This is a genomic window from Pseudomonas sp. CM25, assembly GCF_013179705.1.
In the GTDB taxonomy this organism is placed as follows: Bacteria; Pseudomonadota; Gammaproteobacteria; order Pseudomonadales; family Pseudomonadaceae; genus Aquipseudomonas.
The window spans coordinates 25638-33175 of the sequence record NZ_JABMCW010000014.1 but is presented as its reverse complement, the minus strand read 5'-3'; the positions used below and the strand labels follow the sequence as shown (position 1 = coordinate 33175).

Here is a 7538-nt window from a genome sequence, read left to right as displayed (position 1 = left end):
GCTGCCTACCGATGACGCCGCACTGACCGACCGCGCCACCGCGCTGGGCCAGTGGTGCCAGGGCTTCATTACCGGTTTCGGCCTGAACGCCGGCGGCAAGGACTTGTCCGACGAGGCCAAGGACGTGCTGCAGGACCTGGTGGCCATTTCCCAGGTGCAGGAAGCCCTCGAAGAATCCGAAGACGGCGAGAGCGACTACATGGAGGTCATGGAATACCTGCGCGTGGCGCCCCTGCTGCTGTTCTCCGAGCTGGCCAAGCCGGCCGCACCCGCGCCCAAGCCATCGCTGCACTGATCAACCGGGGGTAGTCTGCCCATGAGCCACATTCCCAAGGCCGAGTATGCCCGTCGGCGCAAGGCGCTGATGGCGCAGATGGTCCCCAACAGTATTGCCATCCTGCCCGCCGCCGCCGTTGCCATCCGCAACCGCGACGTCGAGCATGTGTACCGCCAGGACAGCGATTTCCAGTACCTCAGCGGCTTCCCGGAGCCGGAGGCGGTGATTGCGCTGATCCCCGGGCGCGAACACGGCGAATACGTGCTGTTCTGCCGTGAACGCAACCCTGAGCGCGAGCTGTGGGACGGCCTGCGGGCCGGCCAGGAAGGGGCGGTGCGCGATTTTGGCGCCGACGATGCCTTCCCCATCACCGATATCGACGAAATCCTGCCGGGCCTGATCGAAGGCCGCGAGCGGGTCTACAGCGCGATGGGCAGCAACCCCGAGTTCGACCGTCGGCTGATGGACTGGATCAATGTGATCCGCTCCAAGGCGCGCCTGGGCGCGCAGCCGCCGAACGAATTCGTTGCGCTGAATCACCTGCTGCACGACATGCGCCTGTATAAATCGGCGGCGGAAGTGAAGGTGATGCGCGCAGCTGCAGATATTTCTGCGCGTGCCCATGTGCGGGCCATGCAGGCCTGCCGTGCCGGGCTGCACGAGTACAGCCTCGAAGCCGAGCTGGACTACGAGTTCCGCAAGGGCGGGGCGAAGATGCCGGCCTACGGCTCGATCGTCGCGGCCGGGCGCAATGGCTGCATCCTGCATTACCAGCAGAACGACGCCCTGCTCAAGGACGGTGACCTGGTGCTGATCGACGCTGGCTGCGAAATCGATTGTTATGCCAGTGACATCACCCGCACCTTCCCGGTCAGCGGGCGGTTTTCGCCGGAGCAGAAGGCCATCTACGAGCTGGTACTCAAGGCGCAGGCGGCGGCGTTTGCCGAGATTGCCCCCGGCAAGCACTGGAACCACGCCCACGAGGCGACCGTGCAGGTCATCACCGAGGGCCTGGTTGAACTGGGCCTGCTTGAAGGCGAGGTGCAGGCGCTGATCGACAGCGAGGCCTATCGCGCCTTCTACATGCACCGCGCCGGGCACTGGCTGGGCATGGATGTGCATGACGTTGGCGAGTACAAGGTGGGCGGCGAGTGGCGGGTGCTGGAACCCGGCATGGCGCTGACCGTCGAACCGGGCATTTACATAGGTGCCGATAATCAGGCCGTGGCCAAAAAGTGGCGTGGCATTGGTGTAAGGATCGAGGACGACGTGGTAGTCACCAGGCAAGGTTGTGAAATCCTCACCTCGGGCGTGCCGCGCACGGTCGCCGAGATCGAGGCGCTGATGCTGGCGGCCCGCAAGGACGCCGCATGAATCGAGTGAACCTGGCGATCATCGGCGGTGGCCTGGTGGGCGCAAGCCTGGCCTTGGCCCTGCAGGCCGGGGCCAAGGCACGTGGCTGGAAAATCATGCTGATCGAGCCGTTCGCTCCCGGCGACAGCTTCCAGCCCAGCTACGATGCGCGCTCTTCGGCGCTGTCGTTCGGCACCCAGCAGATCTATCAGCAACTGGGCCTGTGGCAGGCCATCGGCCGCCGCGCCGAGCCGATCCGGCAGATTCATGTTTCCGACCGTGGACGCTTTGGCGCCACCCGCCTGGATGCACTGGAAGAAGGCGTGCCGGCGTTGGGCTACGTGGTGGAAAACGCCTGGCTCGGCCAGTGCCTGTGGCAAGGGTTGGACAGCGACGTGGTGAGCTGGCGCTGCCCGGCGGAAGTGACGTCGATGCAGGCCATCGAAGGCGGCTACCGCCTTGTGCTCAACGATGAAACCCAGCTGGAGTGCGACCTGGCGGTACTGGCCGACGGTGGCCGCTCTGGCCTGCGCGAGCAACTGGGGATTCACGTGCGCCATACGCCTTACCAGCAAAGTGCGTTGATCGCCAACATCACCCCGGGCGAGGCCCATGGCGGCCAGGCCTTTGAACGGTTTACCGAAGAAGGCCCGATGGCCTTGCTGCCGCTGCCGGACAACCGCTGTGCACTGGTCTGGACCCGGCAGGGCATGGACGCGCGGCGTCTGGCCGACGTCGACGAACGCAGCTTCCTGCGCGAGCTGCAGGGTGTGTTCGGCTACCGCCTGGGTGCCTTGCGCCAGGTAGGCGCGCGGCACCTTTATCCACTGTCATTGATCGAGGCCCAAGAGCAGGTGCGTCCGCACCTGGTGGTGCTGGGCAACGCCGCGCACAGCCTGCACCCCATCGCCGGCCAGGGTTTCAACCTGTCGCTGCGTGACGTGCAGTCGCTGGCCGACGCGCTGCTGGCTGGCCCGCAGCAACCCGGCGACCTGGCCACGCTGCAGGCCTATCGCCAACGCCAGCGTACGGACCAGGCCTTGACCATCGGTTTTTCCGATCAGGTCACCCGGCTGTTCGGCAGCAACCAGCCGCTGCTGGCCGCCGGGCGCAACCTCGGCCTGCTTGGGCTGGATCTGCTGCCGCCGGCCAAAAGCTGGTTTGCCCGCCAGGCCATGGGCCTGGGCACCCGACCCGATCCGCGGGGCCAGGCATGAGCAACCCCCGCAGGCTGGCGCGCCGGGCGCGCATGTTGCGCTGGCTGTTGAACCTTTACCCGCCGTACCTCGGTGCCGGCATCCGTATCCAGCACATCGGCCCGGACCTGCGCAGCGTAAAGGTTTGCATGAAGCTGACCCGCTGGAACCGCAACTACGTCGGTACCCAGTTTGGTGGCAGCCTGTATTCGATGGTCGACCCGTTCTACATGCTGCTGCTGATCGAGCAACTGGGGCGCGACTACATTGTCTGGGACAAAGCCGCCAGCATCGACTTCATTTCGCCGGGCAAAGGCCCGGTGTATGCCGAATTCCACGTCGATGACGCGCTGCTGGACGACATTCGCCAGCAGACCGCCACCGGCAAGAAGTGCCTGCCGCGTTTGCAGGTTGATATCCGCGATGGCGCCGGCGAGCTGGTGGCGCGGGTCGATAAAACCCTATACGTGCGGCTGAAGCCGCAAGCGAGGCTGGCGTAAGGCATGGAAATGCGCGCAGATCTGTTGATTGTCGGTGCCGGTATGGTCGGCAGCGCTCTGGCCCTGGCATTGCGCCACAGTGGCCTGCAAATCCTGTTGCTCGACGGTGGCCCGCTGACGGTCAAGCCGTTCGATGCCCAGGCCGCGTTCGAGCCACGCGTCAGTGCGTTGTCGGCCGCCAGCCAGCGCATCCTCGAGCGCCTTGGCGCCTGGGAGGGCATTGCCCGGCGGCGTGCCACGCCTTACTCGGACATGCACGTGTGGGATGGCAGTGGCACCGGGCAGATTCACTTTTCGGCCGCCAGCGTGCATGCCCAGGTGCTCGGCCATATCGTCGAGAACCGGGTGGTGCAGGATGGCCTGCTGGAACGCCTGCATGACAGCGACATCGGCTTGCTGGCCAATGCGCGGCTGGAGCAACTGCGCCGCTCCGGTGACGAGTGGCTGCTGACTCTGGCCGATGGCAGGCAACTGCGCGCGCCGTTGGTGATCGCGGCCGACGGCGCCAACTCGGCGGTACGGCGCCTGGCCGGTTGCGAAACCCGCGAGTGGGATTACCTGCACCATGCCATCGTCACCAGTGTGCGTTGCGGTGCCGGGCACCAGGCTACCGCCTGGCAGCGCTTCACCGATGAAGGGCCCCTGGCCTTCCTGCCATTGACCCGCGATGGCCAGCAGGACTGGTGCTCGATTGTCTGGTCGACCACCCCGGAGCACGCCGAGCGACTGATGGCGCTGGATGAAACGGCGTTCCTGCAGGCGCTGGAGCGGGCCTTCGAGGGCCGACTGGGCGATGTACTGCAGGCCGACCCACGGGTGTGCGTGCCGCTGCGACAGCGTCACGCCAAGCGCTATGTGCAAGAAGGTCTGGCCTTGATCGGTGATGCTGCGCACACCATTCACCCGCTGGCGGGGCAGGGCGTGAACCTGGGCTTTCTGGATGCGGCGGTGCTGGCCGAGGTACTGGTCAATGCCTGCGAGCGTGGCGAGCGGTTGGCGGATGTGAAGGTGCTGAGCCGCTACGAGCGCCGGCGCATGCCGCACAACCTGGCGTTGATGGCGGCGATGGAGGGCTTCGAGCGGTTGTTCCAGGCCAATCCGTTGCCGCTGCGCTGGTTGCGTAACAGCGGGTTGAAACTGGTAGAGCAGATGCCGGAGGCCAAGGCACTGTTTGTGCGTCAGGCGTTGGGGCTCAGTGGTGACCTGCCAGATCTGGCAAAGGCCTGAAGGCCGCCGACAATGCCTTGTTGGAGCAGCCTTGTGCTGCCAAGAGGCTCGGTAGCCTAGCCGAACATCTGGATCAGGCTGCTGGCCCTTTCGCAGCACAAGGCGGCTCCTACAAAGGCAATGTGCGGCTTCTGCAACATCCGGTAACTGCGCGGGGGGTGAGCTGGAAAATGGGATTCACTACCATTTGCGCCTCTCATACGATCCGAGGAGTGCTTTCCATGTTGCCACGCAAGCCCCTACTGGCCGCCCTGGCCCTGACCCTGTTCGGCGGCACTGCCCAGGCAGCAGACGAAGTGGTGGTGTACTCCTCGCGCATCGACGAGCTGATCAAGCCGGTCTTCGATGCCTATACCGCCAAGACCGGGGTGAAGATCAAGTTCATCACCGACAAGGAAGCACCGTTGATGCAGCGCATCAAGGCCGAGGGCGATAACGGCGTGGCCGACCTGCTGCTGACCGTGGATGCCGGCAACCTCTGGCAAGCCGAGCAGATGGGCATCCTGCAGCCGATCAAGTCCGACATCATCGACCAGAACATCCCGCCCCAGTACCGCGCCTCGTCCCATGAATGGACCGGCCTTAGCCTGCGGGCGCGCACCATCATCTACGCCACCGAGCGGGTCAAGCCGCAGGAGCTGAGCACTTACGAGGCCCTGGCCGACAAGCAATGGGAAGGCCGCCTGTGCCTGCGTACAGCGAAGAAGGTGTACAACCAGTCGCTGACCGGCACCCTGATCGAAACCCATGGCGAGGCCAAGACCGAGCAGATCGTCAAAGGCTGGGTCAACAACCTGTCCACCGATGTGTTCTCCGACGACAACGCCGTGATCCAGGCGGTCGCGGCTGGCCAATGCGACGTGGGCGTGGTCAACACCTATTACTACGGCCGCCTGCACAAGCAGAACCCGCAGCTGCCGGTGAAGATCTTCTGGCCCAACCAGGGTGACCGTGGCGTGCACGTGAACCTGTCGGGCATCGGCCTGACCAAGCACGCACCACACCCGGAAGCGGCGAAAAAACTGGTGGAATGGATGACTGGCGAGGAGGCGCAGAAGCTGTTTGCCGACATCAACCAGGAGTTCCCGGCCAACCCTAAGGTCAAGCCTTCGGAGGAAGTCGCGGCGTGGGGCAGCTTCAAGGCTGACAGCATTCCTGTGGAAATTGCCGGCAAGCGCCAGGCTGAGGCCATCCGCCTGATGGATCGGGCTGGCTACAACTAAGCGCCAAGGCTTATCCTTCCGGGGCCTGCAAGGGCCCTTTCGCGGCGGTTCATCGGAACGCCGAACCGCCGCGAACGACCGCGCAGCGGTCGCCATCGCCATCGAGAACCACGCCTTGCCTCACACCCCCCAACGCCGCTGGTACCTCCCGGTCTCACTGATCGCGGCCCTGGTACTCCTGCCCCTCAGCGTCCTGCTGCTGTCCTGGCAATCGATCGACCTGCAGATCTGGTCGCACCTGCTCGACACCCAGATGAGCCGCCTGCTCGGCAATACCCTGACCCTGGTGGTGGGGGTCGGCATCGGCGTCACCGTGCTGGGCGTGAGCCTGGCATGGCTCACCAGCCTCTGCGAGTTCCCCGGCAGGCGCTGGCTGGACTGGGCACTGATGCTGCCATTCGCCATCCCGGCCTACGTGCTGGCATTCGTCTTCGTCGGCCTGCTGGACTTCGCCGGCCCGGTGCAAACCGCCCTGCGCGAGGTATTCGGGCCGATGCGCCTGCCACGCGTGCGCTCCACCGGCGGGGTGATCATCGTGCTGGTGCTGGTGTTCTACCCCTATGTCTACCTGCTGGCACGCACGGCGTTCCTGGCCCAGGGCAAGGGTCTGATGGAAGCGGCCCGCGTACTCGGCTTGTCCCCCCTGCAGGCGTTCTGGCGCGTGGCCCTGCCCATGGCGCGGCCGGCAATCGGTGCCGGTATTGCCCTGGCCCTGATGGAAACCCTGGCTGACTTCGGTGCGGTGGCGGTGTTCAACTTCGACACTTTCACCACCGCCATCTACAAGACCTGGTACGGCTTCTTCAGCCTTTCCAGCGCGACGCAGCTGGCCAGCCTGCTGTTGCTGGCGGTGATGCTGGTGCTGTACGGCGAGCGCCGGGCACGGGGCGCCAGCCGCAGCGGCAACGAACGCCCGCGGGCGCAGGCGCTGTATCACCTGCGTGGGGTCAAGGCGTTGCTGGCCAGCGGCTGGTGCCTGCTGGTGTTTGCCTGCGCCTTCGTCATCCCGCTGCTGCAGCTGCTGGCGTGGTTCTGGCAGCGCGGCAGGCATGACCTGGACGAGCGCTATGTCGGCCTGGTACTGCACACCCTGTACCTGGGCGGCATGGCGGCGCTGGTGACGGTGTGCGTGGCATTGCTGCTGGCGTTTGCCCGGCGCCAGGCGCCGACAGGCGGTATCCGCGCCGGGGTCGGGCTGGCCAACCTGGGCTATGCCTTGCCAGGTTCGGTGCTGGCGGTGGCGATCATGCTGGCCTTCAGTTACCTCGACAACCACCTGGTCATCCCGCTGTCGACCTGGCTGGGCGGGGCGGGCAAGCCGCTGCTGCTCGGCAGCCTGTCGGCGTTGCTGCTGGCTTATCTGGTGCGCTTCATCGCGGTGGCCTACGGGCCGCTGGAAAGCAGTCTGGAGCGCATTCGCCCGTCATTGCCCGAGGCCTCGCGCAGCCTGGGCGTAGGTGGCGCAAGATTGTTTTTCAAGGTGTATCTGCCGTTGCTGGTACCGGGTGCGCTGAGCGCGGCCCTGCTGGTGTTCGTCGATGTGCTCAAGGAAATGCCGGCCACCTTGCTGATGCGTCCGTTCGGCTGGGATACCCTCGCGGTGCGCGTGTTCGAGATGACCAGCGAAGGCGAGTGGGCGCGGGCCTCGTTGCCGGCGCTGACCCTGATAGTTGTGGGCTTGCTGCCGGTTATCGGCCTGATCCGCCGTTCGGCACGACGACCCGGTCACAGTCAGTGAGGATGCCAGTTCGCGACCTTGCGG

General features: G+C 65.5%; 7 protein-coding genes. All 7 read left to right on the top strand.

What is annotated here, in order from left to right:
- Window positions 1–295 (top strand): UPF0149 family protein (locus HP546_RS03120; RefSeq protein ID WP_172219491.1); only part of this gene is annotated, 295 nt, incomplete at its 5' end.
- A gap of 21 nt (window positions 296–316) precedes the next feature.
- Entirely contained in the window at window positions 317–1651 is a 1335-nt protein-coding gene (pepP, locus tag HP546_RS03115; protein WP_172219489.1) for a Xaa-Pro aminopeptidase, read from the top strand.
- The gene (ubiH, locus tag HP546_RS03110; RefSeq protein ID WP_172219487.1) at window positions 1648–2847 is read left to right on the top strand and encodes a 2-octaprenyl-6-methoxyphenyl hydroxylase; all 1200 of its coding nucleotides are present in this window, start codon (window positions 1648–1650) and stop codon (window positions 2845–2847) included. The genes pepP and ubiH overlap by 4 nt, the downstream gene beginning before the upstream one ends.
- Window positions 2844–3326 (top strand): DUF4442 domain-containing protein, encoded by a 483-nt coding sequence (locus tag HP546_RS03105; protein ID WP_172219485.1) that lies wholly within the window; start codon window positions 2844–2846, stop codon window positions 3324–3326. Before ubiH ends, HP546_RS03105 begins: the two co-directional genes overlap by 4 nt.
- A gap of 9 nt (window positions 3327–3335) precedes the next feature.
- Entirely contained in the window at window positions 3336–4553 is a 1218-nt protein-coding gene (locus HP546_RS03100; protein ID WP_172219483.1) for a 2-octaprenyl-3-methyl-6-methoxy-1,4-benzoquinol hydroxylase, read from the top strand.
- A gap of 221 nt (window positions 4554–4774) precedes the next feature.
- Window positions 4775–5776: an extracellular solute-binding protein gene (locus HP546_RS03095; protein WP_172219481.1), complete on the top strand. Its 1002-nt coding sequence runs from the start codon at window positions 4775–4777 to the stop codon at window positions 5774–5776.
- Window positions 5777–5891: 115 nt separating this feature from the next.
- A complete protein-coding gene (locus tag HP546_RS03090; protein ID WP_172219479.1) occupies window positions 5892–7514 on the top strand; it encodes an iron ABC transporter permease in 1623 nt (540 codons plus the stop codon).
- The last annotated feature ends 24 nt before the right edge of the window (window positions 7515–7538 follow it).

What these genes read in the sequence shown, in the direction of transcription:
- pepP (WP_172219489.1), top strand. Translation starts at nt 317, where the DNA reads ATGAGCCACATTCCCAAGGCCGAGTATGCCCGTCGGCGCAAGGCGCTG.
- ubiH (WP_172219487.1), top strand. Translation starts at nt 1,648, where the DNA reads ATGAATCGAGTGAACCTGGCGATCATCGGCGGTGGCCTGGTGGGCGCA.
- HP546_RS03105 (WP_172219485.1), top strand. Translation starts at nt 2,844, where the DNA reads ATGAGCAACCCCCGCAGGCTGGCGCGCCGGGCGCGCATGTTGCGCTGG.
- HP546_RS03100 (WP_172219483.1), top strand. Translation starts at nt 3,336, where the DNA reads ATGCGCGCAGATCTGTTGATTGTCGGTGCCGGTATGGTCGGCAGCGCT.
- HP546_RS03095 (WP_172219481.1), top strand. Translation starts at nt 4,775, where the DNA reads ATGTTGCCACGCAAGCCCCTACTGGCCGCCCTGGCCCTGACCCTGTTC.